At 48.1% G+C, this 1,641-nt stretch carries 3 protein-coding genes; all 3 read right to left on the bottom strand.

The annotated features are described in order from the left end of the window. Positions 1 to 3 precede the first annotated feature (3 nt). On the bottom strand, positions 4 to 138 hold the full coding sequence (locus JX312_RS14260; RefSeq protein WP_255563931.1) for a hypothetical protein: 135 nt from the start codon (positions 136 to 138) through the stop codon (positions 4 to 6). A 5-nt stretch (positions 139 to 143) separates the two neighbouring features. Continuing rightward, positions 144 to 446: a co-chaperone YbbN gene (locus JX312_RS13300; RefSeq protein WP_204458398.1), complete on the bottom strand. Its 303-nt coding sequence runs from the start codon at positions 444 to 446 to the stop codon at positions 144 to 146. A 129-nt stretch (positions 447 to 575) separates the two neighbouring features. Then, on the bottom strand, positions 576 to 1,641 hold a 1,066-nt coding region (locus JX312_RS13295; protein WP_204458397.1), incomplete at its 5' end, for an ABC transporter permease.

Raw genomic sequence — 1,641 nt, 5'->3', positions numbered from 1 at the left:
AAGTTATACATGAGAATCATCTACTTCCGAATGCTCCCCGCTTTCCATATGAATACGGTTCATCTCAATCGGAGTCAACACGTGCGCTCCGAGTTTTTCATTGGTGTCGATACGGTAAAACATACGTATTCGTAACATACGTACTAAAGTTCAGCCTCAATTCTGGATGCGAGTGCATTGCCGTCCATCTCGCCGCTGCCTCTCCATTTCTCTTCACCTCCGGCAAATACGATGAATGTAGGTATTGAACTCACGCCAAGCTCTTTGGCGAGCGATTCGTTTTCGTCAATATCAAACTGGTAGACATTGACCTGACCAGCAAACAATGCCTTTACATCTTCGACAACAGGCATCATCCTTTTGCAATGTGGACACCACGATGCATAAAACTCAACCAGAACGACCCCCTTGTCATCCTTCAGCTCTTTGATTTTCTGTGTATTCATAGTATAATAAGTATTAAGTATTAAGTATTAAATATTCGATATAACTCAATAGCCCGGTTATCATTCAAACACAATGATTTCGGGATTGGTTCATGAAACGTGCATTCACTCACACGGACATTACGGGAATCAGCGTCTGATACGCCAGGCACCCCTCACCTTGCGCGATATTGCCATAAGATTGAACAGGATTATTGCCGCTGTCAGAACAGCCCCCAGAAGAAGCATCGGCAACACCGAACCGCTTACGGCATCAAGACCCTCGAGCGCGGGGAGATAATATGCCCGCAATATAAACACGCATCCTATCGCCAGAAGAAACGCCCCGGCAGATGCCACGACAACGATGCGCCGATAAGGAGCGCCGACTACAGACGTGTCATAACCTAACATAAGAAGGGAATGAAGCTTATCGCGGTTTTTCTCCATAAGCAAAGAGATTGACAGAAGCAGTATGAAAAATGAGAGAAGGGTGATCACAATCCCTATCGCCAAAACAATTCCTACCACAACACGCAGAAGGAACGAGGCGGATGTCGCCGACTTGTCTCCCGCTATCTCGTAATCATGTCCGGCAATGAAATCCTTGATAGCCACATCCCCCGGACGGGATACCTCGATGATGAGACGTGACGGATTTTTAACTTTTCCCGTGCCAAGAGCCGCATTGCTCCAGTCCATGAATTCCTGGGGCACAAGAATCGTGTTGAGTCTGTTCGAATAACCAGCAACCCGCCCGTGAAACTGAAGCGTACGCATTCCGTCTTCACTCCGCAGCGTCAGGGTAAGAGGGATGCCGCTCATCAGACCCTCCGACATCTGGGGCAAACCTGCCGATGATGCAAAACCGAAATTGTATAGTGTCAGGTAATCCTTGGAGATAATCACCGGAATTTCATCACTTCCCTCTCGCCATCCCCATTGCGATGCGGGAACATCCACGAAATCCCCCGGTATGGATTCGAAGAACATATAGGTCGAAAGACCTCTCCCCTGCTGTGTCACCGATGCGGAAACCCTATAATCGGCGGAGGCAAAAGGTGCCACACGCTTCACCCACTGCTGATTTTCTATCTCCTCAAGTTCATCGGCTGTAAAGCCTGTTTCCCCTCCGAAGGTGTTTTCCGAAGTGACCCGCTTGTTGATCACCATATAGTCTGACCTTATGAAGCTGTCGTCATCCTCCCATATGGAA

The organism is Barnesiella sp. CU968 (assembly GCF_905219685.1).
GTDB lineage: Bacteria > Bacteroidota > Bacteroidia > Bacteroidales > Muribaculaceae > Lepagella > Lepagella muris_A.
The sequence above is the reverse complement of the archived record's forward strand: the minus strand, read 5'-3'. Positions and strand labels throughout refer to the sequence as shown.

Excerpts from the sequence above, each read along its gene's own strand:
- JX312_RS13300 (WP_204458398.1), bottom strand. The coding sequence starts at position 446 with ATGAATACACAGAAAATCAAAGAGCTGAAGGATGACAAGGGGGTCGTT.
- JX312_RS14260 (WP_255563931.1), bottom strand. The coding sequence starts at position 138 with ATGTTACGAATACGTATGTTTTACCGTATCGACACCAATGAAAAACTC.